Origin of the sequence: Rhodoferax sp. (assembly GCF_028689295.1) — a bacterium.
In the GTDB taxonomy this organism is placed as follows: Bacteria; Pseudomonadota; Gammaproteobacteria; order Burkholderiales; family Burkholderiaceae_C; genus Rhodoferax.
The window spans coordinates 19,722-44,577 of the sequence record NZ_JAQTWL010000001.1 but is presented as its reverse complement, the minus strand read 5'-3'; the positions used below and the strand labels follow the sequence as shown (position 1 = coordinate 44,577).

General features: G+C 58.5%; 30 protein-coding genes. 20 read left to right on the top strand and 10 right to left on the bottom strand.

All coding sequences use genetic code 11. The features are described from left to right. Positions 1-15 precede the first annotated feature (15 nt). A complete protein-coding gene (locus PHF15_RS00265; protein WP_300117753.1) occupies positions 16-537 on the bottom strand; it encodes a GNAT family N-acetyltransferase in 522 nt (173 codons plus the stop codon). 131 nt (positions 538-668) lie between these two features. Here PHF15_RS00265 and rpsP point away from each other — a divergent pair, with 131 nt between their 5' ends. The 7 genes from rpsP (at position 669) to hisC (ending at position 5,617) form a co-directional block, all read left to right on the top strand. Further along, on the top strand, positions 669-920 hold the full coding sequence (gene rpsP, locus PHF15_RS00260) for a 30S ribosomal protein S16 (RefSeq protein ID WP_296159431.1): 252 nt from the start codon (positions 669-671) through the stop codon (positions 918-920). A gap of 9 nt (positions 921-929) precedes the next feature. Further along, positions 930-1,493 (top strand): ribosome maturation factor RimM, encoded by a 564-nt coding sequence (gene rimM / locus PHF15_RS00255; RefSeq protein ID WP_300118590.1) that lies wholly within the window; start codon positions 930-932, stop codon positions 1,491-1,493. Positions 1,494-1,503: 10 nt separating this feature from the next. After that, on the top strand, positions 1,504-2,271 hold the full coding sequence (gene trmD / locus PHF15_RS00250) for a tRNA (guanosine(37)-N1)-methyltransferase TrmD (protein ID WP_300117751.1): 768 nt from the start codon (positions 1,504-1,506) through the stop codon (positions 2,269-2,271). 73 nt (positions 2,272-2,344) lie between these two features. Next, on the top strand, positions 2,345-2,728 hold the full coding sequence (gene rplS / locus PHF15_RS00245; protein WP_300117749.1) for a 50S ribosomal protein L19: 384 nt from the start codon (positions 2,345-2,347) through the stop codon (positions 2,726-2,728). 77 nt (positions 2,729-2,805) lie between these two features. Then, entirely contained in the window at positions 2,806-3,477 is a 672-nt protein-coding gene (locus PHF15_RS00240; RefSeq protein ID WP_300117747.1) for a CoA pyrophosphatase, read from the top strand. A gap of 25 nt (positions 3,478-3,502) precedes the next feature. Continuing rightward, positions 3,503-4,465: a cobalamin biosynthesis protein gene (locus PHF15_RS00235; protein ID WP_300117745.1), complete on the top strand. Its 963-nt coding sequence runs from the start codon at positions 3,503-3,505 to the stop codon at positions 4,463-4,465. Between the two features lie 69 nt (positions 4,466-4,534). Beyond that, a complete protein-coding gene (gene hisC / locus PHF15_RS00230) occupies positions 4,535-5,617 on the top strand; it encodes a histidinol-phosphate transaminase (RefSeq protein WP_300117743.1) in 1,083 nt (360 codons plus the stop codon). 9 nt (positions 5,618-5,626) lie between these two features. Here the strand turns inward: hisC and rsgA are convergent, their stop codons facing one another. From rsgA to PHF15_RS00215, 3 genes are read right to left on the bottom strand one after another with little or no spacing between them, the layout of a single operon-like run. Beyond that, complete coding sequence (rsgA, locus tag PHF15_RS00225; RefSeq protein WP_300117741.1) at positions 5,627-6,544, bottom strand: ribosome small subunit-dependent GTPase A; 918 nt, start codon at positions 6,542-6,544, stop codon at positions 5,627-5,629. After that, complete coding sequence (locus PHF15_RS00220) at positions 6,541-6,873, bottom strand: 4a-hydroxytetrahydrobiopterin dehydratase (RefSeq protein ID WP_300117738.1); 333 nt, start codon at positions 6,871-6,873, stop codon at positions 6,541-6,543. The genes rsgA and PHF15_RS00220 overlap by 4 nt, the downstream gene beginning before the upstream one ends. Positions 6,874-6,888: 15 nt before the next feature. Beyond that, on the bottom strand, positions 6,889-8,169 hold the full coding sequence (locus PHF15_RS00215) for a M48 family metallopeptidase (RefSeq protein WP_300117736.1): 1,281 nt from the start codon (positions 8,167-8,169) through the stop codon (positions 6,889-6,891). 46 nt (positions 8,170-8,215) lie between these two features. Here PHF15_RS00215 and orn point away from each other — a divergent pair, with 46 nt between their 5' ends. From orn to PHF15_RS00195, 4 genes are all read left to right on the top strand, one after another. Beyond that, positions 8,216-8,803 carry an oligoribonuclease gene (gene orn, locus PHF15_RS00210; protein WP_300117734.1) on the top strand — a complete coding sequence of 196 codons (588 nt, stop codon included), beginning with the start codon at positions 8,216-8,218 and terminating at the stop codon, positions 8,801-8,803. An 87-nt stretch (positions 8,804-8,890) separates the two neighbouring features. Then, entirely contained in the window at positions 8,891-9,094 is a 204-nt protein-coding gene (locus PHF15_RS00205; RefSeq protein WP_300117732.1) for a hypothetical protein, read from the top strand. Between the two features lie 147 nt (positions 9,095-9,241). After that, complete coding sequence (locus tag PHF15_RS00200) at positions 9,242-9,772, top strand: hypothetical protein (RefSeq protein WP_300117730.1); 531 nt, start codon at positions 9,242-9,244, stop codon at positions 9,770-9,772. A gap of 252 nt (positions 9,773-10,024) precedes the next feature. Beyond that, positions 10,025-10,861: an IS1 family transposase gene (locus tag PHF15_RS00195; protein ID WP_300117729.1), complete on the top strand. Its 837-nt coding sequence runs from the start codon at positions 10,025-10,027 to the stop codon at positions 10,859-10,861. Between the two features lie 22 nt (positions 10,862-10,883). On the opposite strand, the gene PHF15_RS00190 is transcribed toward PHF15_RS00195, so the two are convergent. Both PHF15_RS00190 and PHF15_RS00185 read right to left on the bottom strand, forming a co-directional pair. Beyond that, positions 10,884-11,336 carry a hypothetical protein gene (locus PHF15_RS00190; RefSeq protein ID WP_300117728.1) on the bottom strand — a complete coding sequence of 151 codons (453 nt, stop codon included), beginning with the start codon at positions 11,334-11,336 and terminating at the stop codon, positions 10,884-10,886. Next, positions 11,326-11,868: a type II toxin-antitoxin system antitoxin SocA domain-containing protein gene (locus PHF15_RS00185; RefSeq protein ID WP_300117727.1), complete on the bottom strand. Its 543-nt coding sequence runs from the start codon at positions 11,866-11,868 to the stop codon at positions 11,326-11,328. Before PHF15_RS00185 ends, PHF15_RS00190 begins: the two co-directional genes overlap by 11 nt. 495 nt (positions 11,869-12,363) lie before the next feature. Between PHF15_RS00185 and PHF15_RS00180 the strand changes: the two genes are divergently transcribed. Then, positions 12,364-14,253 carry a DEAD/DEAH box helicase gene (locus PHF15_RS00180; RefSeq protein ID WP_300117725.1) on the top strand — a complete coding sequence of 630 codons (1,890 nt, stop codon included), beginning with the start codon at positions 12,364-12,366 and terminating at the stop codon, positions 14,251-14,253. Positions 14,254-14,321: 68 nt separating this feature from the next. On the opposite strand, the gene PHF15_RS00175 is transcribed toward PHF15_RS00180, so the two are convergent. Continuing rightward, the gene (locus PHF15_RS00175; protein ID WP_300118587.1) at positions 14,322-14,888 is read right to left on the bottom strand and encodes a YggT family protein; all 567 of its coding nucleotides are present in this window, start codon (positions 14,886-14,888) and stop codon (positions 14,322-14,324) included. Between the two features lie 142 nt (positions 14,889-15,030). On the opposite strand from PHF15_RS00175, the gene lysS reads away from it, so the two are divergent. Both lysS and ugpQ read left to right on the top strand, forming a co-directional pair. Next, the gene (gene lysS, locus PHF15_RS00170; protein WP_300117723.1) at positions 15,031-16,605 is read left to right on the top strand and encodes a lysine--tRNA ligase; all 1,575 of its coding nucleotides are present in this window, start codon (positions 15,031-15,033) and stop codon (positions 16,603-16,605) included. Positions 16,606-16,608: 3 nt separating this feature from the next. Further along, the gene (gene ugpQ, locus PHF15_RS00165) at positions 16,609-17,382 is read left to right on the top strand and encodes a glycerophosphodiester phosphodiesterase (protein ID WP_300117721.1); all 774 of its coding nucleotides are present in this window, start codon (positions 16,609-16,611) and stop codon (positions 17,380-17,382) included. Here ugpQ and PHF15_RS00160 read toward each other — a convergent pair. Further along, positions 17,363-17,641: a hypothetical protein gene (locus PHF15_RS00160; RefSeq protein WP_300117719.1), complete on the bottom strand. Its 279-nt coding sequence runs from the start codon at positions 17,639-17,641 to the stop codon at positions 17,363-17,365. The genes ugpQ and PHF15_RS00160 overlap by 20 nt on opposite strands. Before the next feature lie 71 nt (positions 17,642-17,712). Between PHF15_RS00160 and hemA the strand changes: the two genes are divergently transcribed. The 5 genes from hemA (at position 17,713) to grxD (ending at position 21,708) form a co-directional block, all read left to right on the top strand. Next, a complete protein-coding gene (gene hemA / locus PHF15_RS00155) occupies positions 17,713-18,972 on the top strand; it encodes a glutamyl-tRNA reductase (protein ID WP_300117717.1) in 1,260 nt (419 codons plus the stop codon). A gap of 130 nt (positions 18,973-19,102) precedes the next feature. Then, complete coding sequence (prfA, locus tag PHF15_RS00150; protein ID WP_300117715.1) at positions 19,103-20,197, top strand: peptide chain release factor 1; 1,095 nt, start codon at positions 19,103-19,105, stop codon at positions 20,195-20,197. Positions 20,198-20,203: 6 nt separating this feature from the next. Further along, positions 20,204-21,064 carry a peptide chain release factor N(5)-glutamine methyltransferase gene (gene prmC / locus PHF15_RS00145; protein ID WP_300117713.1) on the top strand — a complete coding sequence of 287 codons (861 nt, stop codon included), beginning with the start codon at positions 20,204-20,206 and terminating at the stop codon, positions 21,062-21,064. Then, positions 21,061-21,279, top strand: a complete 219-nt coding sequence (locus PHF15_RS00140; RefSeq protein ID WP_300117711.1) for a SlyX family protein — start codon at positions 21,061-21,063, stop codon at positions 21,277-21,279. Before prmC ends, PHF15_RS00140 begins: the two co-directional genes overlap by 4 nt. Before the next feature lie 102 nt (positions 21,280-21,381). Beyond that, the gene (grxD, locus tag PHF15_RS00135) at positions 21,382-21,708 is read left to right on the top strand and encodes a Grx4 family monothiol glutaredoxin (RefSeq protein WP_300117709.1); all 327 of its coding nucleotides are present in this window, start codon (positions 21,382-21,384) and stop codon (positions 21,706-21,708) included. Position 21,709: 1 nt separating this feature from the next. On the opposite strand, the gene PHF15_RS00130 is transcribed toward grxD, so the two are convergent. Together PHF15_RS00130 and PHF15_RS00125 are read right to left on the bottom strand one after the other, a co-directional pair. Then, positions 21,710-22,342 carry a lytic transglycosylase domain-containing protein gene (locus tag PHF15_RS00130; RefSeq protein WP_300118584.1) on the bottom strand — a complete coding sequence of 211 codons (633 nt, stop codon included), beginning with the start codon at positions 22,340-22,342 and terminating at the stop codon, positions 21,710-21,712. Positions 22,343-22,377: 35 nt separating this feature from the next. After that, positions 22,378-24,120 carry a proline--tRNA ligase gene (locus tag PHF15_RS00125; RefSeq protein WP_300117707.1) on the bottom strand — a complete coding sequence of 581 codons (1,743 nt, stop codon included), beginning with the start codon at positions 24,118-24,120 and terminating at the stop codon, positions 22,378-22,380. A gap of 91 nt (positions 24,121-24,211) precedes the next feature. On the opposite strand from PHF15_RS00125, the gene PHF15_RS00120 reads away from it, so the two are divergent. Further along, positions 24,212-24,829: an RNA pyrophosphohydrolase gene (locus tag PHF15_RS00120; RefSeq protein WP_300117705.1), complete on the top strand. Its 618-nt coding sequence runs from the start codon at positions 24,212-24,214 to the stop codon at positions 24,827-24,829. Positions 24,830-24,856 lie beyond the last annotated feature (27 nt).

The following is a 24,856-nucleotide window of genomic DNA, read 5'->3' as shown; positions in this document are numbered from 1 at the left end:
GGTTTGCCCAAGCGCTCAGGCCGGAGCCGATCTGTCGCCCTGCCCCAAAGCCTTGTCCATCATGACCACATCCAGCCAGCGCCCGAACTTCCAGCCGCAGGACTTGAGCGTGCCCACATGATCAAAACCGGCGCTGCGGTGGACATTGATCGACCCCAGGTTATTCGAGTCGCCAATCACTGCGATCAATTTGCGCACACCGGCGCGCTCAGCCTGAGCCATCAGTTCGGCCAACAAGGTGCGCCCCAGGCCTTGCCCGACTGCCGCTGGCGCAAGGTAAATGGAATCCTCGGCTGAAAAACGGTAAGCCGGCCGCGGCTTGAACCAGTTGCAATAGGCAAAACCCAGCGTTTGTGAGCCATCAACCACCACCAGATAGGGCAAAGCCTTGCTCAAAACATCGGTGCGGCGTTGCGCCATGTCCGCCTCAGACGGCGGATCGATCTCGAAAGTGCCGGTTCCGTGCAACACATGATGGGCATAGATGGCGGTAATTTGTGCAATGTCGTCAGTTTGACAGGGGCGAATGATGGGCATGGCGTTTGTCAACGATATAATGTGCGGCTGTCTGGCGTGTCGCATAACCGGGTGGTTATGTCGCGTGTCTCAAACGCCAGGTTAAATGCCAATTTTCGTGGAAGTCATTCCACTTCCCCAAAGGATACATCATGGTCGTCATTCGACTCGCCCGTGGCGGTGCAAAAGCTCGCCCGTTTTTCAATATTGTGGTGGCTGACAAACGCACCCGTCGCGATGGCCGCTTTATCGAACGCATCGGTTTTTACAACCCGATCGCCACCGCCAACGAAGAAAGCATCCGTATTGCCCAGGACCGCTTGACTTACTGGCGCAGCGTTGGCGCGCAAGCTTCCCCCACCGTTGAACGTCTGATCAAACAATCTGCTGCCAAAGCAGCCTGATTGTTGTTGATGCTGCCCGGCCTGGAGGCTGCCGAATTACCGGCAGATGCCATCGAAGTCGGGCGCATCCTTGATGCCTGGGGCATCAAGGGATGGTTCAAGGTTCTCCCTTACAGCGCCGACCCCGAGGCGCTTTTTTCTTCCAGAATCTGGTTTCTGCTGCCCACTGAAAAAGGTGTCGAAACCTTTTCTGGCGTGGGCAAGTTACGCATCAAGGAAGCGAAAATCCACTCCGACATGGTGGTCGCTTGCGCGCACGGCATCGACGACCGCAATGCGGCCGACAGTCTGCGCGGTGCCCGCATCTTCATTGCGCGCAGCAGCTTTCCCAGCGCCCAAAAAGACGAGTACTACTGGGTCGACTTGATCGGGCTTGACGTCATCAACCGCGAAGGCGTGTCCCTGGGCCATGTGCGCGACCTGTTGACCACCGGCCCGCAAACCGTGCTGGTGATCGACCAAGTGCGCGATGGCAAAACGGTGGAAATCATGATTCCTTTTGTCGCGGTTTACATTGATGATGTGAACTTGGGCGAGCGCCGCATTCTGGTGGATTGGCAAGCTGATTATTAAGAGCAGCCCCATGCAATTTGATGTGGTGACGCTGTTTCCGGAATTGTTTGCGCCATTTTTGAGCACGGGCGTTACCCGTCGCGCCTTCGAGTCTGGACAAGTCAATGTGCGGTTACACAACCCGCGCGATTTTGCCCAGGGCAATTACCGCCGGGTCGATGACCGGCCCTTCGGCGGCGGTCCCGGCATGGTGATGATGGTCGAACCGCTGTCGCAGTGCCTGTCCAGCATTAGCTGCGAGCGCCCGGATGACGTACCCGTCGTCTTGTTTTCCCCGGTCGGCAAATCCCTTGACCACGCCATGGTCACCCGCTGGGCTGCCAGTCGTGGTGCGGTGCTGGTGTGCGGTCGCTATGAGGGCATTGACCAGCGCTTTATCGACACCCATGTCACCGAGCAAATCAGTCTGGGCGACTTTGTGCTGTCTGGCGGAGAAATTGCCGCCATGGCGCTGCTCGACGCCGTTGCCCGCCTGCAACCCGGCGTGCTGGGAGACGCAGACAGCCATGCCCAGGACAGTTTCAACCCGGCCCTCGATGGACTGCTGGATTGCCCGCATTACACCCGCCCCGAAATCTGGCAGGGCCGGGCCGTCCCCGACGTGCTGCTCAGCGGCCACCATGTCAACATCGAGCGCTGGCGCCGCAACCAACGCTTGCTGCTCACGCAACGCCTGCGTCCTGAACTGATTGAACTGGCCCGCAATGCTGGTTATTTAGACACAACGGATGAGGCTGTTCTCTCAAGCTATAATTGCGGGCTTCCCGATCCTCCGTAAGACCGCCAAGGTGCTTTGCACAGTGGCATGCGTCATAGTGACGCTGGTGCTGACATGATCTTTGAAAGAAACTATGAACCTTATCCAAACCCTTGAGCAAGAAGAAATTGCTCGTCTTGGCAAAACCATCCCCGAATTTGGCCCGGGCGACACCGTTGTCGTCAGCTTGAATGTGGTTGAAGGCACCCGCAAGCGTCTGCAAGCCTACGAAGGCGTGGTGATTGCCAAGCGCAATCGCGGTCTCAACAGCGGCTTTACGGTACGCAAAATCTCCAGCGGTGAAGGTGTCGAGCGCACTTTCCAGACCTACAGCCCGCTGATTGCCAGCATTGAAGTCAAGCGCCGTGGTGATGTGCGTCGTGCCAAGCTCTACTACTTGCGTGACCGCAGCGGCAAGTCGGCACGTATCAAGGAAAAATTGCCAGCGCGTAAAACGGTGGCAGCCAGCGCCGCTTGATACGCCAGCACGCCGCTTAGAAAACCGCCTCAGTTCACTGTGGCGGTTTTTTTTCGACTTTTTATCGCCAGATTCCCATGACCGCGCCCAAACTAGACCCGCGTAAAGTGCCGGTGACCCAGGTGGACCGCCATCTGCCAGCCGTGCACCCCGCGGCACTGCAAGCTGACGCCTTGCGATCGCGGTTTGCCGCGCCGCCCGCTTGGCAGGCCGAGTTCCTGCATGAGAAAAAGTTTATGGAGCGCACGCCCATGCCCGCCGCAGTGTTGCTGCCCATCGTGCAGCGCCCGGAGCCGACAGTGTTGCTCACGCTGCGCACGCAGCACTTGTCGACCCATTCTGGGCAGATCGCATTTCCGGGCGGCAAGGTGGATGACACGGATACGGACGCGGTTGCGACCGCCCTGCGCGAGGCTCTGGAAGAAATTGGTCTGGCGGCGCAATTTGTGGAAGTGCTGGGCCAGTTGCCGGTCTATGTCACGGGCTCGGCTTTTCATGTCACGCCGGTAGTGGCCCTGATTTCACCCGACATGGTGTTGCACCCCAACCCGTTCGAGGTCGCAGATGTGTTCGAGGTGCCACTGGTCTATTTGATGAACCCGGCTCACCATCGCCACCATCGGATGGATTGGCAAGGCGTCCAGCGTGAATGGTTGTCGATGCCCTACCGCGACGCGACCACCGAGCGCTTTATCTGGGGTGCCACAGCTGGCATGTTGCGCAACTTTTACCGTTTTTTGCAAGCCTGAGACATGCAGCCGCTATGATTCAGACATGAGCTTCATCTCTGTGCTGTTTGCCCTGTTACTGGAACAGGCGCGTCCCTTGGGCCGCGGCAACCCCGTCCATGCTGCCATGCGTTCGTGGGTGCGTTTCTGCAGCCGTAATCTGGATGCCGGCAAGCCACTGCACGGCTGGCTGGCTTGGGGCCTCGCTGTGGGCGGGCCATCCGGGCTGGCCTTGTTGATTTATTGGTCACTGGCCTTCTGGGTCGGTTGGCCCCTGGCGCTGCTCTGGAGTTCTCTGGTGCTGTACGCCTCGCTTGGCTTTCGACAGTTCAGTTTTCACTTCACCGAGGTCCGCGATGCCTTGGCCAACGATGACGACGCGCTGGCGCGCTCGCTGCTAGCCGAGTGGCAACACATCGACATCCAGTCCTGGTCGCGTAGCGACATCATTGCCCGGGTCATCGAACTGTCCGTACTGGCCGCCCATCGCCATGTCTTTGGGGTGCTGGCTTGGTTTTCAGTGCTGGCGGCACTTGGTTTCGGTCCCATGGGTGCGGTGTTGTACCGATTGGCCGAATTTGTCGCCCGATATTGGCATTACAAAGGGCGGGCCTTGCAGCAGCCTATCAGCCAAGCCCTGCAAACCAATGCACTGGCGGCATGGCAATGGATCGACGCCCTTCCGGCACGGATCACTGGACTGGGCTTTGCCGTGGTCGGCAATTTCGAAGAGGCCATCGATGGATGGCGCCGTTACGCGGCGCAATCAGGCACTGACAACGATGGCCTGGTGCTGGCCGCCACTGCCGGCGCCATAAACCTTCAGATATTGGCAGCAAACGCCGCCAGTTCGCCCGCAACGGAGGGTTTGGCATCGGCCCATAGTTTCATCCTGCGCCCGCCGCCTGAGCTGGCGCACTTGGCCATTTTGGTGGGTCTGGTCTGGCGTGCCGTGGTCATGTGGCTTGTTCTGTTGGCACTCCTGACGCTGGCACGATTCATTGCCTGAGATTGAATTCAAAATCCAACTTGCATTGTTCAGTCATCAACCGCGACAACTTTTAAAGAGAACCCTGTCTTGAACCCCCAATTCATCAGCCCCATCGTCGGACAACTGGTGCCCTATGTGCCCGGCGAGCAACCCAAAATGGCGAATCTGGTCAAACTCAACACCAACGAAAACCCTTATCCCCCGTCGCCCCGCGTGGTAGCGACCATTCAGCAAGCCGCGCAACAGGGCCTGCAGCTTTACCCCGACCCCGATGGCACAGCGCTGCGCCAAGCCATTGCCGACAACTTCGGAGTCAAGCCACAACAGGTGTTCTTGGGCAACGGCTCTGACGAAGTGCTGGCGCATGCCTTTTTTGCCTTTTTCCAGCAGGATTGCCCACTGCTGATGCCCGACATCAGCTACAGCTTTTACAAGGTCTATTGCGGCTTGTACGGCATTGCTGTGCGCACCGTGCCGCTGCGCGAAGGCCTGCAACTGAACGTGGCCGACTACGCCTGTGCGGCCGACCAGGCCATCGCCGGCGTGGTGATTGCTAACCCCAATGCGCCCACGGGCATCGGCCTACCACTGAACGACATTGAGACCCTGCTGCAAATGCACCCGGACCGGGTGGTGCTGATCGACGAGGCCTATGTGGACTTTGGCGGTCAAACGGCCATGGCCCTGATCGACCGCTACCCGAACCTGCTGGTAGTGCACACGCTGTCCAAGTCACGCTCGCTGGCGGGTTTGCGCATCGGCTACGCCTGTGGCCAGGCCCACTTGATAGAGGCGCTGAACCGCGTCAAGAACAGCTTCAACTCCTACCCGCTGGACCGGCTGGCGCTGGCCGGTGGCGTCGCTGCCTTTGAAGACCAGCGCTATTTTGAGCAAACCCGCCAGGCAGTGATGAGCAGCCGCGAAGGCATGGTACTGGCGCTGGAAGACCTGGGCTTTATGGTGCTGCCGTCGCAAACCAATTTTGTCTTTACCCGTCACCCCAACCATGAGGGCGCTGATCTCGCTGTTGGCTTGCGCGCCCAGGGTGTGCTGGTGCGGCATTTCAAACAAGCCCGCATCGACGCCTATTTGCGCATCAGCGTGGGCACACCCAAACAATGTGATCAGGTGGTTGCGGCGTTGGCCAAATTGGTCACAGCCAAGGCCTGACCTGCCAAATCAATAACGCCGCATCTGCTTCAGCTCAGCATAAAGATCGCCATAAATCTGATAGCGGTTCACACTGATGCTGTCAGGCTTGTTGTCTGAATTTACCGCAGAAATCACACCGCAACCGGGTTCGTGCAAGTGGCTGCAGTTGTAGAACTTGCAGTTTTTCACATGGGGCTTGAGGTCTGGCATGTAGGCCGCCAGCTGCGCTGGGTCGATGTGGTTCAGGCCAAATTCCTGGAACCCGGGCGAATCGATCAAGGCCGTGGTTTTTTCCGCATCCACCCAGTACCAGGTGGTGCTGGTGGTGGTGTGTTTGCCGCTGCTCAGGGCTTGTGACAAAACGCCAGTTTGCACCAGTGCACCGGGAATCAGGCAGTTGATCAGCGTGCTTTTCCCCGCCCCCGACGGACCCAGCACCAGCGTGGTTTTGTCGGCTAGGCGCTGGCTCAGGGCAGCACGACTTGCGGCTTCGTCCTTGAGCGACAGCGCCAGCACGTCATAACCCATGTGGCGGTAAGGCGCCAGCCAGTTCCAGGCGCGGGCAAAAGGCTCGGCCAGATCACTTTTATTGAGTGCAATGATCGGCGTGATGTGTTGCTCTTCAGCGGCAATCAGGGCGCGCGAGAGTTGGCTGCTGGAAAATTCGGGCTCGGCCGCGATCAAAATCAGCACCTGATCCAAGTTGGCGGCGAACAGCTTGGTGCGCACATCGTCCTGCCGATAAAACAGGTTGCGCCGTGGCTCAATTTTTTCAATCGTTCCCTCGTCCTGCGAGGGCAGCCACAACACCCGGTCGCCCACCACGCCCTGGCTTTTTTTACCTCTTGAGTGGCAAATCAGGCGCTCACCTGCCTCGTTCTCAACCAAAAAGTGACGCCCGTAGTTGGCCACGATCAGGCCGGGTACACGTTGCGCGTGGTTCATAAAAGCTTTGGCTTGGCAGCGCCAGGCAGCGCGTCCACTGCGGCCGCACAGTCAAAGTCTGCCTGCGAGAGCCCAGCCACATCGTGCGTGCTGTAGCGCACCACGCAGCGGTCGAACTGCACGACCAGTTCGGGGTGATGGTTGCGCGCCTGGGCCAGCCAGGCCACGGCGTTGACAAACAGCAGAGTCCGGGCGTAATCGGCAAAACGGAAGGTTTTTTCGATCACCACCTCGGCGCCATCTCCGCTCAAGCGCCAGCCCTCCAGCTTAACCAGTTTGGTCACAATTTCAGTCGCCGTGAAGGCCCGTGAGTGTTGGTTTAAAGGCATGTTTAACTCAAAAACTCAAACTGCCGCCGAGGCACCACCCTGCATGCGCGCCAGGCGTTCCGTCGCTCCGGGGTGAGAGTAATAAAAGCGCACGTACAGCGGGTCAGGCGTCAGCGTGGCGGCATTGTCCTCGTAGAGCTTGAGCAGCGCTGTCGACAGATCCTGCGCACTGGTTTGCCTGACCGCATAGGCATCGGCTTCAAACTCATGCTTGCGCGACAACTGGGCGAAGAGCGGCGCAATGAAGAAGCTGAACACCGGCATGGCCAGCATGAACAGCAGCAGGACCAGCGCGTCGTTCGCAGAGGCCACGTTGGGCTGAACCCCCAGGCCGGTGTAAAACCAGACTTGCTGAGTCAAATAACCCAGCAGCGCAAAACCGGCCAGGCTCAGGGCAAACATCGAAACGATGCGTTTGATGATGTGTTTGTGTTTGAAATGCCCCAGCTCATGCGCCAGCACCGCGTCCACTTCGGGGGCACTGAGCTTGGCCAGCAGCGTGTCATAAAAGACCACCCGCTTGGCGGCGCCAAAGCCGGTGAAATAAGCATTGGCATGGGCGCTGCGCTTGCTGCCATCCATGACAAACAGGCCTTTGGCAGAAAAGCCGCACCGTTGCATCAAGGCGGTCACACGCGAGCGCAATATTTCGTCTTCCAGCGGCGCAAATTTGTTGAACAGCGGCGCAATCAGCGTCGGGTAGATCACCAGCAGCAACACGTTGAAACCCATCCAGAACAAGCAGGCCCACAGCCACCATAGGTTACCGATGGCCGCCATCATCCACAAAATCAAGGCGGCAATCGGCAAGCCGATCAAAGCGCCGATCAGACTGGATTTGAGCAGGTCAACCAGCCACAGTTTGAGCGTCATTTTGTTGAACCCAAAGCGCTGTTCCAGCACAAAGGTCTGGTACCACGACAGCGGCAGATCGATCGCACCACTGAGCACCACAAATGCCACCAGCAAGGCCAATTGCTGGGTCATGCCATCGCCGATCCACTGCATCAGCGCCTGGTTCAATGCAGAGAGTCCACCGAGCAGTGTCCAGCCCAGCAGCACGGCTGCGCCCAGAGCCATCTCCAACAGCCCGAGGCGCGCCTTGGCCAGCGTGTAATCGGCCGCTTTTTGATGCGAAGCCAGGGAAATGGTGCCCGCAAAAGCGGCGGGAACCTGCTCGCGATGCTGTGCCACGTGGCGAATCTGGCGCGAACTGAGCCAGAACCTGAGTAACAAACCGAAACCCAGAGCGGCGACAAACAAGGAGATCAAAGCGAGTGAAGTGGATAATGGCATGTCGGTCATGAGCGCGAAGTTTAGGCCATCGGTGACAATTCGGGCCATGCACAATGCCAACACCCCCACTGAACCCGCGCCCCTGGCCAAATCGGACCTCAACCTGATCTGGTTGGATTGCGAGATGACGGGCTTGAACCCGGCGCACGAGCGCATCATTGAAATTGCGGTCATCGTCACCGATGCCCATTTGACCCGGCGCATCGAGGGCCCGGTGCTGGTGATCCACCAGAACGACGACCTGCTCGGCAAAATGGACAAATGGAACACGAGCACGCACGGGAAAAGCGGACTGACCGACAAGGTCAAGGCATCAACGATGGACGAAGCTGAAGTCGAGCAAATTCTGCTGCAATTTTTGAGCCAGTACGTGCCCAAAGGCAGCACACCCATGTGCGGCAACAGCATTGGCCAGGACCGCCGCTTCCTGGCCAGATACATGCCCAAGCTGGAGGCTTTTTTCCACTACCGTAACCTGGACGTCAGCACGCTCAAGGAACTCTCCAAGCGCTGGGCGCCCGGGGTGTACAAGAGTTTTAAAAAGAAGCAGCGCCACACCGCATTGGCCGACGTGCATGAGTCCATTGACGAGTTGGAACACTACCGCACACACTTCATAAAACTGCCTGACTGATCGAGTTTGGCGGGTCATGGTTCACTTTGAAAATCTCAAAAGTTACAAACCATAGCCTGAAACAGATCAGTCTGCTATCGTAGCGGTATGACTAAAAAAGATTTCACCCAAGTTGCTTTTGACGTGGTTCAGCAAGCTACGGGGGAGAAGCCTAAGCCTGTGACTACGCCCAGGCAGGAGAACAGCCGCAAGGGCGGGCTAAAAGGGGGCGCTAAGCGCATGGCCGAGCTTTCCGAGGAAGAGAGATCAGAGTTAGCCAAGAAAGCAGCACAGGCCCGATGGCAGAAATAACTGTGGTGCAATCAATTGCAAAGCCCGCCAAGTGCGGGCTTTTGCTTTTTCGTTTCGATTTAAATGTATTTAGTCTCTTGTGTATCGTTTGTGTTTCATCTATAATTTTCGTATTAGTAGCAACGCCGATAGGCAAGGACGGTTCAAATGACTGCAATTCATAGCTCTATCCAGAATGAGATTGAAGAACTAAAAGAAAAAATTGAGAAGACTCGCATAGACCTCATTAAAGAAGAGGCCGTCCTTGAATACCTTGTTTCAAAAGCGAAAAAATCTACCGTTGTTGCTGAATCGCAACGTGTCATCCCTGCGCCACAAGTAGCTACAGATATGAAAGGCGTCATCGACCTTTCGAAATTTTCTGTGACAACAACTACGAGTACTTTTCCGAGTGACGTTTGGGCTGTGGTTTCTAAATTGGGTTCTCAAGAGTTCACCGCACCACTGGTTCATGACGTAATGGCGGCTAGCGGTTATGAGGTTGCTGGCAAATCTCCCAAAGCTCGTATCTCCGCAGAGTTGGCTAAGCTGGTAGAAGACGGGAAGATCGTCAGAACTTTTGAGGGGAAGGGGAGTACACCAAATAGGTATTCCCTTTCCATAAAAGGCGAAAACCTCAGTGCGCAACACACTGAGGCTTTCAATTTGCAACCAAGCCCGAACAAGGGCACTAAGTAAAGATTGGAGGGAGCATGGATAGCATCCAGCGAACTTTATTAGACTGACTAGGTAGCTCTCGAATGCTACATCAGGGCTTGGCTACGGTCAAGCCCTGCTTTTACGGCTAAGGCTCACCCCGTTCTGTGGTGAGCGTTCCGCTTCGCGCATATAAATTTAGTCGTTTATTTAACGAGGCTCTTTTGTTCTCGTTTGTTTCTTGACTTTCTTTCACTCTGGCATATAATTCACTTTAATAAAGGTGCCAGTAACATGAACAAGCTCTCCACCCAAGACCGCGTACAAATCCTGAATGCTCTATCAGAGGGTATAGGCATCAATGCAGCGTCGCGCATCACCGGCAAAAGTAAGAACACCATCCTCAAACTGCTGGCCGACGCTGGCGAAGCCTGCGCTCTGTACCAAGATCGCACCATGCGCAAACTCACGATCAAGAAAGTTCAAGTTGACGAAATCTGGAGCTTCATCGGCATGAAGCAAAAGAACGTCCCTGCCGACGACGAAAATGGAAACGGTGACTGCTACACGTTCACTGCGATTGACCCGGAAACCAAGCTGATGCCTTGCTGGCTGGTGGGTACCCGCAGCCGCGAATGCGCCTATGAATTCATGGATGACCTGGCTTCGCGCCTGGCTGTTCGGGTCCAACTGAGTACCGATGGTCTCAGGGTCTATCCAGAAGCAGTAGAGCACGCTTTCAAGGGCAAGGTGGACTATGGCGTGCTCAACAAGACCTATGCCGATGAAGGCTTGAAAGAATCAAAACGCCGCTACAGCCCGGCAACGATGACAAGCTGCGAAAAGCTCCGGGTCTATGGCAATCCAGACGCGGACCACATCAGTACATCGCATGTGGAGCGGGCCAATCTTTCCATGCGGATGGGGATGCGCAGGTTCACGCGGCTGACTAACGCATTCAGCAAGAAGCTGCAAAACCACATGCACGCAGTCAGCTTCTATTTCATGGTTTACAACTTTGTCAAGATTCACACTTCGATCAAGACGACACCAGCGATGGAGGCGGGTGTTGCTGACTTCCTTTGGGATATGGAAGACATCGTGATGATGATGGACACGATGGGGCAATAAAAACCCGCCTAGGCGGGTTAGCTCAGCCGCATATCTTGTCTACGACCTTTTCAAACATCTTCCCGAGGGCCTCATGCGCCGTTGTCGGCAATTCACTTGCATGGCTCGGCGATGTCACCTTGAGGATCGCAATCACCAGTACCGTGGGGACGGTGAACAGCGCAACCAGCACGGCCACAACAATATGCCACATCGACGGGTCAACTCTTCCGTGACCGGGGATCAATCCGAGAAATAGAGCAATAACTCCCAAGCCTGCCAAGTACAAGATCGCAGAGACAACGACACCGCCGTACGCTGCCAAGCGACGAACATTGTGGCTTTGGGAGCCATCTTTTTCGATCTGCTTGCGCTCATCCCGCTCTTGTCCAAACTGCCAAAATTTTTTAGACGGTGCTTTGATGGGCGGTACTATTTGCGCTGCGCCAGTGGGAGCGGTGGCCGGTTCGCCTCCCAATCCGGAGTCAGTTGACATGCGGGATTTGTGGCCTGTAGTAATCGCGAACGGCTTCGTCTGGAAGCCACCCAGCACATGTCTGACGCGCCTGATCCCAGGGGCCGCCCGCCTCATGCGTCAGCGCAGATAGCTGGAGGGCTGAGAATGAGCTGTAACGATTCCAAACTTGTTCTAGTAGCCCCCAAAATGCGCTGTCTGAAAAGACCGGAACCAGAGCCTGCCGCTCTCCAGTTTCGGAGTTCATTTGCATCAGGTATGCATCAATGTTGCGCGAACCGAAGCTCTTCAACTCGTGATACAAAGTATCGAAGACGGGGCCATAGGGCCATGCTTCCGGCCGTTCGTTCACATAACTCGCACCGATGGAAGCAAGACTCCATGCGTGCATGAAGAAAACCATCTTCTGCAACTTCATGTGTGAGATTTGGACACCGCTTTGCCGCGCCTTGTATAAGAAGGCGTTAGCGACGAGGCTTGTGCTGTAAGTGGCCATATTGCGAATTATGGGGCTTAACCCTTGAACTTCAACGAATTTTATGGCAGAAGCCATGAATTTCTGATGGATGCCGCTATAAACAAACAACAAATCAAGTAGGGATCGTTAGCCAGGTTCACTCACATAGCTAACGATCACCAGAATACTCAGATCGAAAAACGGCGTCAATTTACGATAAAACACCAGATTTATCTTGCCTCTGTTTTCAGGACTCCTTACGCAGATTACGGTGCCATAACCCGCGCGAACAAATTTGTAACACCCTTCGTTCAAACTGAACCATGACCGTTTGGCGTGCCAACGCAGTAGAAACCAGAATCTGTGGCATAATTTGCGGCTTCGCTGAAATCACAGCGTATTTTGTACATCTCCCAACATTCACTGGGTCTCGTGCCAGGTTGTTTTCAACCTGCCTTAAAAAGACCTCCCAGCTTCTCGACGCACTCACCTAGCTGAGTCAGAGCCGGTTCCGTTTGATGGTTGATGTTTTTTAACCATGAACGGAGCAGCCGCACAACTTGCGGCGCTCTTCGTTTTTTAGGATATTTCATGACTGACGCTACTTTAGCGGCTGGCGAACTCTCGTCTGCCGAAGTTATCTCCAACGACATCAACCTGCTGCCCCACGACGTCGTTGACGCCACCGAGGCTGACGCTGAAGTTGCTGCCCCGGTCGCAGCCGACATTCCCAACGGCTTTGTCACGCTGGGCCTGGCCCCGGAACTGATCCAGGCGGTCAAAGACCTGGGCTTTACCCAGCCCACCACGGTGCAGCTCAAGACCATTCCGCTGGCCATGCAAGGTGTCAGTGACGACGGCAACAGCGCCCGCTTCATCGACTTGATGGTCTCCAGCCAGACTGGCAGCGGCAAAACAGCCGCCTTCCTGTTGCCGGTGCTGCATACCTTGCTCAAACAGCAAGAACAAGTTGAAATCGACGCCCGCGCCGAATACGAACGCGCTGTGGCTGAAGCCGCTGCCAAGGGTGAAGCACCCCCGAAACGCGCCAAGCGCAAGGACCCGACCAACCCGCGCCACTTCAGTGCCCCCACCCCCGGCGCCCTGATTGTGTGCCCGACGCGTGAACTGGCCCAACAAGTGGCGCACGACGCCATCGACCTGGTGCAGCATTGCCGCGGCCTGCGCGTGGCCAACATCGTCGGCGGTATGCCTTACCAGTTGCAGATTGCCAAGTTGCAAAACGCCAATCTGGTGGTGGCCACCCCGGGCCGCCTGCTCGACCTGCAACGCTCAATGCAAATCAAGCTCGACCAGGTGCAATTCCTTGTGGTCGATGAGGCTGACCGCATGCTCGACCTGGGCTTCTCGGACGATCTGGCTGAAATCAACCAACTCACCATTGGCCGCAAGCAAACCATGATGTTCAGCGCCACCTTTGCGCCGCGCATTCAGCAACTGGCCGCCCGCGTCATGCGAGAGCCCCAGCGCATCACCATCGACAGTCCGCAGGAAAAACACGCCAACATCAAGCAGGTGCTGTTCTGGGCCGACAACGCCCAGCACAAACGCAAATTGCTCGACCACTGGCTGCGCGACAGCACCATCAACCAGGCGATTGTCTTTGCCAGCACCCAGATCGAGTGTGACGGTCTGGCCAACGACCTGCAGCAAGAGGGCTTCGATGCGGTCGCCTTGCACGGCGCTTTGAGCCAGGGCCTGCGCAACCGCCGCTTGATGGCATTGCGCCAGGGCCAAGTGCAAATTCTGGTGGCCACCGATGTGGCAGCCCGCGGCCTGGATGTGCCGACCGTGACCCACGTGTTCAACTTTGGCCTGCCCATGAAAGCTGAAGACTACACCCACCGCATCGGCCGCACCGGCCGCGCCGGGCGTGATGGTCTGGCCGTCACGTTTGCCGAGCTGCGCGACCGCCGCAAGATTTTTGATATCGAAGCCTACAGCCGCCAGCCGATCAAGGCCGAAACCATTCCCGGTCTGGAGCCCAAACAACGTGCTCCCGAGTCGCGCCCCGGTAATTTTGGCGGTCGCGACAGCCGTGGCGGCGGTGATTTCAACGGCCGTGACCGCAAATTTGGCGGTGGTGGTCGCACCGGTGGTTTTGATGCGCCTCGCGGCAACTTCGATGCCCCGCGTGGTGGCTTCGCCGACAGAAATGCCGGCGGACCGCGCATGGTCGGGGCAGGCAACTACCAGGGCAACGGCGGCGGTTTTGCTGGCCGTGAAGAACGCTCTTTTGCACCGCGTGAAAGCGCCCCTCGCGAAGGCTTCAGCTACGAGCGCAAGGGTGGCTTCAACGACCGCTTTGCCGGCGACCGCAACACCAGTGCCGCTCCGCGCGGTGATTTTGCCACCCGCAAACCCGCGTTCGGCAAACCGGCGTTTGCCAAACCCGCCGGTGGTGGCAAGGTGTTCGTGCCACGTGACGCGCAAAAGCGCTTTTCCAAAACCGATCGCTAACTGACCCCGTCATCCGAAAAAGCCCGCTGATTGCAAAGTCAGCGGGCCTTTTTTATCCCTGGCAGCGCTCACCCCATACGCAAGACCAACGCCTGCAGGTTCCCCAGGACGATCGCCGCCATTTGCAGCACCAGCAGCAGCACCAGTGGCGACAGGTCAATGCCACCCACCAGCGGCACCACGCGCTGAATGGGTCGCAACAGGGGTTCGACCAGACGCGCCATCACCTCGCTGAGGACCGATGGCGCGGGCACCCAGGACAGCACGGCATAAACAATCACCGCCACCGTCATGCCAGAAATGGCCATGCCCAGCAAGCCGAACAGCGCCAATACGGGCAACGCAAACAGCCCGCCACCCGCGCCGGCGAGCAGCCACAGCAAGGCAAACTTGGCCAGTTGCAACAAAAAGGCAGCCACCAGGCTGGCGCTGTCGAGCACGCCGAGCGCAGGCAACACGCGCCGCAGCGGCAAGACGATCCAGTCGGTCAGGGCAAACACAAACCGCCCCAGCGGGTTGCCCGAACGCGCCGACATGGACACGCGCAGCGCCTGCATGTACAGCCGCAGCAGGCAGGCACCGCTGACAATGCCTGCGACCACCTCGAGCAACAAAGAAACAATCTGATAAAGCATGGCACCAATGCGCTGTTGTAAAGCAGTGCGCATCATAGCGGCGGCATAACGGTGAGCCCTCAAGCTCTTAAAATACGAGGCTTTGCCAAACCTCTATCTGCCTTGCTGGCGATCCTTTGGCTGCTTTTATAGATTGCCCCACATGTCTGACCACACCACCGCCGCCGCACCCAGTCCGATGGCACAGGACGAAAACCAGTTGATTCTGGAGCGGCGCGAAAAACTCAAAGCCCTGCGCCAGGCTCAGACCGAGGGCAAGGGCCCCGCCTTTCCGAACGATTTCAAGCCGACCGACCATGCCGCCGACCTGTTTGCCGCCCACGCCGGGCAAACCCCGGAAGGTCTGATCGAACAAGGCGCAACAGCCAAGTTGGCCGGGCGCATGATGCTCAAGCGCGTCATGGGCAAGGCCAGTTTTGCCACGCTGCAGGACAGCACGGGAAGAATCCAGATCTACATCAAGCGCGACGATGTGGGTGAAGACATCTATGCGGCCTTCAAGCATTGGGACCTGGGCGACATCGTGGCAGCCGAAGGCCTGGTCTTCAAGACCAAAACCGGCGAGCTGTCGATTCACGCCAGCAGCATCCGCCTGCTGACCAAGAGCCTGCGGCCGATGCCCGACAAGTTTCACGGCATGGCCGACCAGGAGATCAAATACCGCCAGCGTTATGTCGATCTCATGACCGATGAAGAGACCAAAAATCGCTTCATCGCGCGCAGCAAGGCGGTCAGCGGCATACGCGAATTCATGGTGGCGCACGACTTTCTGGAAGTGGAAACGCCCATGCTGCACCCGATCCCCGGCGGTGCCAATGCCAAGCCCTTCACCACGCACCATAACGCGCTGGATCAGCAGATGTTCCTGCGCATCGCGCCCGAGTTGTACCTCAAGCGCCTGATCGTCGGCGGTTTTGACCGCGTGTTCGAGATCAACCGCAGCTTCCGCAACGAAGGCATCAGCGTGCGCCACAACCCCGAATTCACCATGATGGAGTTCTATGCGGCCTACTGGGACTACCAGGACCTGATGACCTTCACCGAAGCGCTGATCCGCGATGCCGCCCACAAGGCGGTGGACACGCTGCAGCTGACTTACGGCGGAAGGGCGGTGGATCTGTCCCCGCCGTTCGAGCGCCTGACCATCCATGAAGCCATTTGCAAGTACACCGAAGCGGGTCAGATGCTCGACAACGGTTCGGGCCTGAAAGTGGACAGCGCTGCCTGGTTGCGCTCGGTGCTGCCAAAGCTGGGCATCACCGAGGCCAAGCATCACATCTCGACGCGCAGCCTGGCCAGCCTGCAGGTGCTGTACTTTGAGGAGACCGTGGAAGAACAGCTGTGGCAGCCCACCTTCATCATGGAGCACCCGACCGAAATTTCTCCCCTGGCACGCGCCAACGACACCCGTCCGGAAGTCACAGAGCGTTTCGAGCTCTACATCACCGGGCGCGAGTTCGGCAATGGTTTCTCGGAGTTGAATGACGCCGAAGAACAAGCCGCCCGCTTCCAGGCCCAGGTGGCCGCCAAGGACGATGGTGACGACGAGGCCATGTACTATGACCACGACTTCATCCGCGCGCTGGAGTACGGCATGCCGCCCACCGGCGGTTGCGGCGTCGGCCTGGACCGGCTGATGATGTTGCTCACCGACAGCAGCAGCATCCGCGACGTGATCCTGTTCCCTGCCCTGCGTCGCGAAACGCAGGAAAAATAAACCATGCCAGCCCCCCGGCCCTGGCCCTACCCGCGCTGGATCGCCCACCGGGGCGCCGGCAAACTGGCGCCCGAGAACACGCTGGCCGCTTTTCTTCTTGGCGCCAGCCACGGCTACCGCATGTTCGAATGCGACGTCAAACTGAGCAGCGACGGCGTGCCTTTTTTGCTGCACGATGACACCCTGACGCGCACCACCAATGCCGGTGATACGCTGGATGCGAAGCACGGCGCCACGGCTGGCGACCATACCTGGAGCACGCTGGCCCAACTCGATGCCGGAAGCTGGCATTCACGCGCCTTTGCCGCCGAGCCGCTGCCCACTTTTGAGGCCGTTGCCCGCTATTGCCTGCGCAATGGCTTTTTTTTGAATATCGAGATCAAGCCCACACCCGGCCTGGAGCGCCACACCGGTGACGTGGTGGCCCGAGAGGCAGCCCGCCTGTGGCAAAACGCCGCCGTGCCACCACTCCTGAGCAGCTTTGACGTGACCGCGCTGGAAGCCGCCATGCAGGCGCAGCCGGAGCTGCCACGGGGTCTGCTGCTGGATGCGCTGTGGCCCGGCTGGCTGAAAACTGCGCTGCGCCTGGGCTGTGTGGCCATCATCTGTGACCACCTCCTGTGGGACCAGTCCAGCATGACGCAAGCCAAAAGCGCCGGGTTCAGGACCCTGAGCTACACCGTCAACGATAAAACCACGGCCCGGCGTCTGCTGGACCTGGGTCTGGATGGCATCATCACCGACCGGGTGGACTTGTTTAGCCCCGCCAGCCTTTGAGCATGACCCACTGGCTGGTGGCGGCAGTGAGCGTCAGGGCCATATAAGTCATCATCTTGCCGTCCTGACCGAACGTCACCAAGCCGATCAGCAAGACCAGCAGACCTGCAACAAAAATGACGACCGCCTGCTTGCGCAGAGGAAAACGTGACGATCTTTTGCTGAAGAGCAATCGGGCCAGCCACGGCAGCAGCAACGCCAGCCACGCAGCGGGCGCCGCGAAGTTGATGACATGGTTGAGCAGTGCCAGCAGATTCATTAAAGACCTTGAGGAAAAAAGAAAAAATGATGCAAGTCAAAGCACATGGCGGGAGATTTTATAATCCAGTCATGGCAGTCTGGGCATTAGGCATCAATCACACGACCGCGCCGCTCGACCTGCGCGGTCGCTTCGCGTTCGCCATCGACCAGGTCGAACCCACTTTGCGGGGCTTGCGCGAATCGCTGCCAAACCAGCCCGAAGCCGCGCTGATCTCCACCTGCAACCGCACCGAGATTTATTGCGCTGGTGAACAACCCCAGCTGGAGCACACGCTCGACTGGCTGGCCGAGACCGGTGGTGTCTCCCCTGCACTGTTGCGTACCCATTCCTATACCCTCGAAGACAGCCGCGCCGCTCGCCATGCGTTTCGCGTCACCAGCGGGCTGGACTCCATGGTACTGGGGGAAACCCAGATTCTGGGCCAGATCAAAAACGCGGTGCGCGCCGCCGAAGCCGCCGGCGCATTGGGCAACACGCTGAGCCAGTTGTTCCAGCGCTCGTTTGCTGTGGCCAAAGAGGTGCGCACCTCGACCGAAATCGGCGCGCACTCCATCAGCATGGCCGCTGCCGCCGTGCGCCTGGCCGGGCAATTGTTCGAGGACCTCGGCGAAGTCAAAATGCTATTTGTTGGTGCGGGCGAAATGATCGAACTGTGCGCTACCCACTTTGCCGCCAAAACGCCCAAGTGCATGGTGATCGCCAACCGCACCCTGGAGCGCGGCGAAAAGCTGGCCAGCCGTTTCGGCGGCGAGGTCATGCACCTGGCCGAGTTACCCGATCGCTTGCACGAGTTTGACGCCGTCATCAGTTGCACCGCCAGCACGCTGCCCATCATTGGCCTGGGCACGGTGGAAAGTGCTTTGAAAAAGCGCAAACGCCGCCCCATGTTCATGGTCGATCTGGCCGTTCCGCGCGACATCGAGGTGGAAGTCAAAGCGCTGGAAGACATCTACCTGTACACCGTCGATGACCTCTCCAGCGTGGTGCAAACCGCGCAGGCCAGCCGCCAGGCGGCGGTGGCGCAGGCCGAGGCCATTGTCGATGCCGGCGTGCTGAGTTTCATGCACTGGATCGACCAGCGTGGCTCTGTGCCCCTGATTCAGCAGCTCAACGCCCAGGCCGACGAGTGGCGCGCAAATGAGATTGCCCGCGCCCGCAAGCTATTGGCCAAGGGCGCTGATGTGGACGCCGTGCTGGAAGCCTTGTCCAAGGGGCTGACGCAAAAAATGCTGCACGGCGCCATGGCCGAGTTGCGCGCAGGCGATGCGAAGGCGCGCGAGCACGCCAGTACCGCCATCCAGCACTTCTTTTTGCGCAAAGAACGATAGCTGTCCTGGCACCCCCCAGACCGGGTCGGGGCTGTCGCAGAAATCCATTGATTGCGGTGACGACCGCAATGACAGCCATCAGATCGCCCATACAAATAAATCGTCGCCCCATCACCTTGCCCACTGCCTCATGAAACCCTTTCTTCGCCAGCAACTTGCCCGTTACACCGACCGCCTGGGAGAACTGGAGTTTTTGCTGTCACGCCCCGACATCATGAACGACATGGCGCAATTTCTGCTGCTGTCGCGTGAGCACACCGAAGTGGCCGCCGTGGCGAGCCGCTGGCAACGCTACCAGCAACGCGAAGCTGATCTGGCGGCCGCCCAGGATCTGCTTCAAAGTTCAGCAGATGATGCGGACATGACGCAGATGGCGCAAGAAGAAATCGAGGCCGCGCGCGCCGAGTTGCAGCAGCTCGAGGCCGAGTTGCAGCGCATGCTGCTGCCGAAGGACCCCGATGACGCGCGCAATGCCTTTATTGAAATCCGTGCCGGCACCGGCGGTGACGAATCAGCCCTGTTTGCGGCTGATCTGGCGCGCATGTACCTGCGCTTTTGTGACCGGCGCGGCTGGCGCGCCGAGATTTTGAGCGAATCGATGAACGAGCTCGGCGGCTACAAGGAAGTGGTGATCAAAGTCGAAGGCGGCCAGGTTTATGGCGCGCTCAAGTTCGAGTCCGGTGGTCACCGCGTGCAGCGCGTGCCGGTCACGGAAACCCAGGGCCGCATCCACACCAGCGCCTGCACCGTGGCGGTGCTGGCCGAGCCCGATGATACTGAGGCCATCAAAATCAATCCCTCGGACCTGCGCATCGACACCTACCGCGCCAGCGGCGCCGGCGGTCAGCACATCAACAAGACCGATTCTGCCGTGCGCATCACCCACCTGCCCACCGGCATCGTGGCCGAATGCCAGGACGGGCGCAGCCAACACAGCAACAAGGCGCAGGCGCTCAAGGTGCTCACGGCCCGCATCCATGAAAAGGACCGTAGCGAACGCGCCGCCAAAGACGCTGCCCAGCGCAAAAGCCTGGTCGGCAGCGGCGATCGCAGCGACCGCATCCGCACCTACAACTTTCCGCAGGGGCGGCTTACCGACCACCGCATCAACCTGACGCTGTACAAGCTGCTCTCCATCATGGAAGGTGATCTGGACGATGTCGTGACCGCGCTGCAGGCCCACGAAGCTGCCGCGCAACTGGCAGCACTCGAACTCAATGCCTGAGACGCAATGAATACAGTCAAGTCGGCTCAACCCACCGTGGGGCAAACGCTCGCCAGCCTGCAAAGCAGGGGATTGGATAGACTGGACGCCCAGTTGTTGTCACTGCACGTGCTGGACCGACCCGAAACACAACGCGGCTGGCTGCTGGCGCACGACATCGATCCGTTGCCGCCCGAGCGTGCCGCTTCTCTGGAAAACCTGGTGCAACGACGCTTGGCCGGCGAGCCGCTGGCTTACCTTACAGGCCACAAGGAATTTTTTGGGCTGGACTTGCGGGTGGATGCCCGTGTGCTGGTGCCCCGGCCCGACACCGAGACGCTGGTGAGTTGGGCGCTGGAGACTCTGGACGGCGGGCACCGTGTGCTGGATCTGGGCACGGGCAGCGGTGCCATCGCCTTGGCGCTCAAGGCCAGCCAACCCACGCTTGAAGTCCACGCTACCGATTTAAGCACTGGCGCTCTGGCCGTTGCCCAGTCCAATGCCCAGCGGCTCAAGCTGGACGTCAACTTCCATCAGGGGGCGTGGCTTGCAGCATTGCCTGACGCCTCCGAATCATTCAAATGCATCGTCGCCAATCCGCCGTATATTGCAGAGCTTGACCAGCACCTGGCGACGCTCAAATTCGAGCCAGCACAAGCGCTCAGTAGCGGTGAAGATGGTCTGGACGACCTGCGCCAGATCATCACCCAGGCGCCCAGACATCTGGCACGGGGCGGCTGGCTGCTGCTGGAACACGGCTACGATCAGGCGCAGGCGGTGCGCAACTTGCTGACACAGGCAGGATTCGCACCGGTGCAGTCTCGCCGGGACCTGGCGGGCATCGAGCGCTGCAGCGGCGGACAACTCAACCCGAAACCCAACCCATGATGGCACCGACTCACACCGAAGACCGACTGACCCAACTGGAAGTCAAGGCCAGTTTTGCCGAAGACCTGCTCGACAAGCTCGACCAGATCATCATCCGCCAGCAGGAACAGATCGACCGTCTGGAGCGCGAAGTACATTGGCTGCGCCAGCAAGCGCCGCCAGAAGACATGGCCACCCCGCGCAACCTGCGCGACGAGTTACCACCCCACTATTGATGTTGATTGACGCAAGCAGCCCTAAACGCGTCAGGGTTTCACCCCCACGACGCTTCAAAAGTGAAATAATCCGGCCTGTTTTTAAACTTAGGAATACCCAGCATGAGCGACGCACAACAACGCATTGACGACCTGGTCAAACACAACGACATTTTGCTTTTCATGAAAGGCACAGCCAGCTTTCCGCAGTGCGGTTTCTCGGGCCGCGCGGTGCAAATCCTGAAAGCCTGCGGCGTAGATCCCAAAGCCATCACAACCGTCAACGTGCTCGAAGACGACGGCATTCGCGCTGGCATCAAGGACTACAGCAACTGGCCCACCATTCCCCAGTTCTTTTACAAGGGCGAATTTATCGGCGGCTCCGACATCATGATGGAAATGTACGAAAACGGTGAATTGCAGACCATGCTGGGCACGCCGGCCCACTGACTTAAGCCAGCCAGACCTTCTGCGCAGTCAACACGGCCTGCGGGTAAGGCGCCCTGCCCCGTGAGCCGTTGTAGCGGCCCAGCGCCATGAACCAGTCACCTCTTTCGCGGTCCAGGTAGTGGCGCAAAATCACGCAGCCAAAGCGCAGATTGGTCTGCATGTGAAACAGTTTTCCGGCATCGCCATCGGCCAGTAGCCGCGTCCAGAAGGGCATCACCTGCATATAACCGCGCGCGCCCGCGCTGCTCACGGCAAACTTGCGAAAGTTGCTCTCCACCTGGATCAAACCCAGTACCAGCGACACATCCAGCCCTGAACGCATGGACTCGTACCAGACCGTTTGCAGAAATTCCTTGCGGGTTGTCCAGTCCGATTTTTTCTTGACCAATCGTTCGCTCATGGCCCCCAGCCAGCGCAAATAGCGCAGCCGAGACTCGGTGTCGTGAAACTCTGGCACTGGTGGCGCCTGGTTGGAAATGGCCGAACTCAAGGCCGTGCGAACCGAGTCGGCCAGCGGCTCTTCAACCTGCATTCCGGCCCAGGATGGCGCTTGAAAAAGAAGCGCGCCGCTCCCAGCGAACCATGGCGGGATCGATAAGGCATTCCCAAGAAGAACGCGCCGGGTCAGATTCATCATTTCTTTCTTGCGCCGCTGATTGATTTCGCCCCTCAGGCCTTGAGCTTGGCCAGCAGTTGGCCCACAATACCGCTGACTGGCACCGCGCTGGGAACGGCGTCTCGACGGTTCTGGTATTCCACATTGCCTTCCTTCAGGGCGCGGTCGCCAATGTTAATGCGGTGCGGCACGCCAATCAACTCCCAGTCGGCAAACATCGCGCCCGGGCGCTCGCCACGGTCGTCCAGCAACACATCGACACCGGCGGCCAGCAACTCGGCATAAAGCTGCTCTGAAGCGGCTTTGACCTCTGGCGAACGCTCAGCATTGATCGGGCACAGCACCACGGTGAAAGGCGCCAGGGCGTCGGGCCAGATGATGCCGCGCTCGTCGTGATTTTGCTCGATGGCGGCGGCGGGCAGGCGCGTGATGCCGATGCCGTAGCAGCCCATTTCCATGAACTGGGGTTTGCCGTTCTGGTCCAAAAAGGTGGCATTCATGGCCCGGCTGTACTTTGTGCCCAGATAAAACACATGGCCCACTTCAATGCCGCGCTCGATCACCAGCGCACCCTGGCCATCGGGCGATGCATCTCCCGCCACCACGTTGCGCAAGTCGGCCACCAGCGCTGGCTCGGGCAGGTCACGGCCCCAGTTGACGCCGGTGATGTGAAAGTCGGCGTCGTTGGCGCCACAGACCCAGTCGCTCATCACCGCCACTTCACAATCCACCACGAGTTGCACCGGTTTTTTCAGGCCGATCGGACCTAGGTAACCAGGCAGGCAACCAAAGTGCTCTTCAATCTCACCGAGGCTGGCAAAGCGGAAAGCCTGCAAGCCCGGCAACTTGTTGACCTTGACTTCGTTCATGTCGTGGTCGCCGCGCAGCAGCAGCAACCAGACCTGCGTTTGAACCACCTCACCAAGTTCGTTGAGTGCGTCGGTGGCCAGCACCAAGGATTTGACGGTGTTTTTCAGCGGCACACCCAGCAGTTCAGCCACTGCAGCGCAGGTGCTCTTGCCCGGCGTCGCGGTCTTGGTCATGGTTTGTGCGGCAGCAGGGCGCGGGCCTGCGGGTGCCAGCGCTTCTGCTTTTTCCATGTTGGCGGCATAGTCGCTGCCCGGACAGTAGACGATGGCATCTTCGCCGGTGGCGGCAATCACCTGGAATTCTTCGCTCAAATCCCCCCCGATCGCGCCGCTGTCGGCCGCCACGGCGCGGTAAGTGAGACCAAATCGGTCGAAAATGCGCCGGTAGGCTTGCGCCATGACCTGGTAGCTGGCTTTGGCGCTGTTCTGATCACGGTCAAAGCTGTAGGCGTCCTTCATGATGAATTCGCGTCCGCGCATCAGGCCAAAACGCGGACGGCGCTCGTCGCGAAACTTGGTCTGGATCTGGTAAAAATTCTTCGGCAGCTGTTTGTAGCTTCTGACTTCCTGGCGCGCAATGTCGGTCACCACCTCTTCGCTGGTCGGTTGGATCACGAAGTCGTGCCCGTGGCGGTCCTTAATGCGCAATAACTCCGGGCCCATTTTCTCAAAACGGCCGGTTTCCTGCCAAAACTCGGCTGGCTGCACTACCGGCATGGCCAGTTCAACGGCGCCAGCCCGATTCATCTCTTCGCGCACAATCGCCTCCACTTTTTTGACCACGCGCAGCCCCATGGGCATCAGGGTGTAAATGCCGGCGCCGAGTTTTTTGATCATGCCGGCGCGCATCATGAGCTTGTGACTGACGATTTCGGCATCAGCCGGGGCCTCCTTGAGGGTGGAAATGAAAAATTGAGAGGCTCGCATAGGGATATCCGGCAATATGTCAGGGTTATGTCGCTTGCCGCACGGCTCATGCTGTGCATAATCAAGCTAATTTAAAAATTGGGGTTTGATTATGCTTGACCGGGACGGCTTTAGGCCCAACGTCGGCATCGTCCTGCTCAACCAGAAGAATCAGGTGTTTTGGGGCAAGCGTATTCGGACGCACTCCTGGCAGTTTCCGCAGGGTGGCATTGACCGGGGTGAAACCCCCGAGCAAGCCATGATTCGGGAACTGCATGAAGAAGTTGGGCTGCTGCGCGAACATATTCGCATCGTGGCCCGCACCCGTGACTGGTTGCGCTATGAGGTGCCAGACCGTTTTATTCGCCGCGACTCGCGCGGTTTTTATAAAGGCCAGAAACAAATCTGGTTTTTATTGCAACTCGTTGGTCATGACTGGGATTTGAACCTGCGCGCCACCAACCACCCTGAATTCGACGCCTGGCGCTGGAACGACTACTGGGTGCCGCTAGATGCCGTGGTGGAATTCAAGCGCGAGGTCTATGTGACGGCGCTCACCGAGTTGTCGCGCTTTTTGCCGCGCAATGACTACCGCAACCGTTTTCTTCGCCAGGGCATCCGGCCGCTTGATCTGGAGCAATCGTGCGCCGACATGCCCGATGCGAGTTTCGAGATGCCGCCGGGGGCCACCCTGGAATCCGATCCCCAGGCGGGACAACAGCATGTGTGAATCACAGTTCCCAAGACTCTGGCCTTC

Bases quoted from the DNA above. Each gene is read 5' to 3' on its own strand.
- PHF15_RS00160 (WP_300117719.1), bottom strand. From the start codon at position 17,641: ATGAATCTGCTGGCACTGCTCAACCATGTCATCAACTTCGCGGCGCCC.
- trmD (WP_300117751.1), top strand. From the start codon at position 1,504: ATGCAATTTGATGTGGTGACGCTGTTTCCGGAATTGTTTGCGCCATTT.
- PHF15_RS00215 (WP_300117736.1), bottom strand. From the start codon at position 8,169: ATGCCATTATCCACTTCACTCGCTTTGATCTCCTTGTTTGTCGCCGCT.
- PHF15_RS00175 (WP_300118587.1), bottom strand. From the start codon at position 14,888: ATGCTTTATCAGATTGTTTCTTTGTTGCTCGAGGTGGTCGCAGGCATT.
- PHF15_RS00185 (WP_300117727.1), bottom strand. From the start codon at position 11,868: ATGGCTTCTGCCATAAAATTCGTTGAAGTTCAAGGGTTAAGCCCCATA.
- orn (WP_300117734.1), top strand. From the start codon at position 8,216: ATGCACAATGCCAACACCCCCACTGAACCCGCGCCCCTGGCCAAATCG.
- PHF15_RS00125 (WP_300117707.1), bottom strand. From the start codon at position 24,120: ATGCGAGCCTCTCAATTTTTCATTTCCACCCTCAAGGAGGCCCCGGCT.
- grxD (WP_300117709.1), top strand. From the start codon at position 21,382: ATGAGCGACGCACAACAACGCATTGACGACCTGGTCAAACACAACGAC.
- hemA (WP_300117717.1), top strand. From the start codon at position 17,713: ATGGCAGTCTGGGCATTAGGCATCAATCACACGACCGCGCCGCTCGAC.
- PHF15_RS00130 (WP_300118584.1), bottom strand. From the start codon at position 22,342: ATGAATCTGACCCGGCGCGTTCTTCTTGGGAATGCCTTATCGATCCCG.
- rsgA (WP_300117741.1), bottom strand. From the start codon at position 6,544: ATGAACCACGCGCAACGTGTACCCGGCCTGATCGTGGCCAACTACGGG.
- rimM (WP_300118590.1), top strand. From the start codon at position 930: ATGCTGCCCGGCCTGGAGGCTGCCGAATTACCGGCAGATGCCATCGAA.
- rplS (WP_300117749.1), top strand. From the start codon at position 2,345: ATGAACCTTATCCAAACCCTTGAGCAAGAAGAAATTGCTCGTCTTGGC.
- prfA (WP_300117715.1), top strand. From the start codon at position 19,103: ATGAAACCCTTTCTTCGCCAGCAACTTGCCCGTTACACCGACCGCCTG.
- PHF15_RS00205 (WP_300117732.1), top strand. From the start codon at position 8,891: ATGACTAAAAAAGATTTCACCCAAGTTGCTTTTGACGTGGTTCAGCAA.
- PHF15_RS00180 (WP_300117725.1), top strand. From the start codon at position 12,364: ATGACTGACGCTACTTTAGCGGCTGGCGAACTCTCGTCTGCCGAAGTT.
- ugpQ (WP_300117721.1), top strand. From the start codon at position 16,609: ATGCCAGCCCCCCGGCCCTGGCCCTACCCGCGCTGGATCGCCCACCGG.
- lysS (WP_300117723.1), top strand. From the start codon at position 15,031: ATGTCTGACCACACCACCGCCGCCGCACCCAGTCCGATGGCACAGGAC.
- PHF15_RS00265 (WP_300117753.1), bottom strand. From the start codon at position 537: ATGCCCATCATTCGCCCCTGTCAAACTGACGACATTGCACAAATTACC.
- PHF15_RS00140 (WP_300117711.1), top strand. From the start codon at position 21,061: ATGATGGCACCGACTCACACCGAAGACCGACTGACCCAACTGGAAGTC.
- PHF15_RS00200 (WP_300117730.1), top strand. From the start codon at position 9,242: ATGACTGCAATTCATAGCTCTATCCAGAATGAGATTGAAGAACTAAAA.
- prmC (WP_300117713.1), top strand. From the start codon at position 20,204: ATGAATACAGTCAAGTCGGCTCAACCCACCGTGGGGCAAACGCTCGCC.
- PHF15_RS00120 (WP_300117705.1), top strand. From the start codon at position 24,212: ATGCTTGACCGGGACGGCTTTAGGCCCAACGTCGGCATCGTCCTGCTC.
- PHF15_RS00220 (WP_300117738.1), bottom strand. From the start codon at position 6,873: ATGCCTTTAAACCAACACTCACGGGCCTTCACGGCGACTGAAATTGTG.
- PHF15_RS00190 (WP_300117728.1), bottom strand. From the start codon at position 11,336: ATGTCAACTGACTCCGGATTGGGAGGCGAACCGGCCACCGCTCCCACT.
- rpsP (WP_296159431.1), top strand. From the start codon at position 669: ATGGTCGTCATTCGACTCGCCCGTGGCGGTGCAAAAGCTCGCCCGTTT.
- PHF15_RS00240 (WP_300117747.1), top strand. From the start codon at position 2,806: ATGACCGCGCCCAAACTAGACCCGCGTAAAGTGCCGGTGACCCAGGTG.
- PHF15_RS00195 (WP_300117729.1), top strand. From the start codon at position 10,025: ATGAACAAGCTCTCCACCCAAGACCGCGTACAAATCCTGAATGCTCTA.
- PHF15_RS00235 (WP_300117745.1), top strand. From the start codon at position 3,503: ATGAGCTTCATCTCTGTGCTGTTTGCCCTGTTACTGGAACAGGCGCGT.